The organism is Thalassotalea sp. G20_0, assembly GCF_017744175.1.
GTDB lineage: Bacteria > Pseudomonadota > Gammaproteobacteria > Pseudomonadales > Endozoicomonadaceae > Endozoicomonas.
In genome coordinates, this window is record NZ_JAGHQV010000258.1 from 1 (window position 1) to 986 (window position 986).

General features: G+C 50.4%; 1 pseudogene. It reads right to left on the reverse strand.

Annotation, left to right across the window (positions count from 1 at the left end):
- Window positions 1–986 (reverse strand): annotated as a pseudogene (locus J7438_RS25905) (DISARM system helicase DrmA); the annotation flags it as partial.

Consider the following 986-nt stretch of genomic DNA (forward strand, 5'->3'; position numbering starts at 1 on the left):
GTCAAGGAATCCGCTATCAACCATATGGCGCATTGCTGGCCGGTCATCTTCGTTCAGCCCTGGTGTTTCAGTAACTGGCACTTCACTTTGGGGTAATACCACGGTTTTGATAGAAACCGCTTTTTCCAGGTTATCTTCCTTCACAGATGAATGAACAGAAATACCATGGCCAACAGCAAACTCAACCTGCTTGCGATAGATCATTTCCAGAGCTTCCCGTTCAGGGTCATCTCCCTCACTATCCAGAACAGGTCTGCGTCTGAAAATGGCTGCACTGGAGCCACCTGTAGCAGTAACTGTTAGCTCAGGCTGAAAGATCCAGTTGGCATCTCTGTTCTGCTCTAGCTCTTCTTGGGCGTTAACCAGAAACAGGGTGACTAATCGATCCCCTTTATGGTTTGGTGGCCTGATAGAGCCTTGAACGACGATGCCTGAATTTTCTCTGTCTACAGCTGTAGCTGGAATCGAACCGTCCTTCAGTGGCAAGGTCAGCGTGCCGCCACAGGGGATTCGCTTCCAAACTCTGGCTGCTTTGCCCGTTCTCCGGTCAAGGGTAATATCACTCTCTGCTCTTTCATAACGCCCCCAACTTGCAGAAACCTCTACAGCATCAACATCGCCATCTACGCAAAATGTCAGACCGAAGCTGGACGGAACCAAAGAGTGGTTATTGGAAGTATCTACTTCTTCAGAAGGCTCAGCATCACCAGCCACTGAGTTATTGGCTTTTTCGAATTCCGCACCAGGATCGCTGTAGCCGGTATGAACTTCCAATGACTCTGGCTCATCATCACCAGTCGCTTTTGCCAGGCCATCAGTGGGTTCTCCCTGTGGTGCAAACTTACCGACCAGGTAGCGATCACGGACGCTCATCTCAGCGATTTCTTCATGAGGGCCACAAGCAGGCCCTAGAAGGTCATCCATCACCGCCAGCTGTAGAAGCTCGCGGACATAGGCTTCATTCTCTACCAGTGGAATGTCAGCAA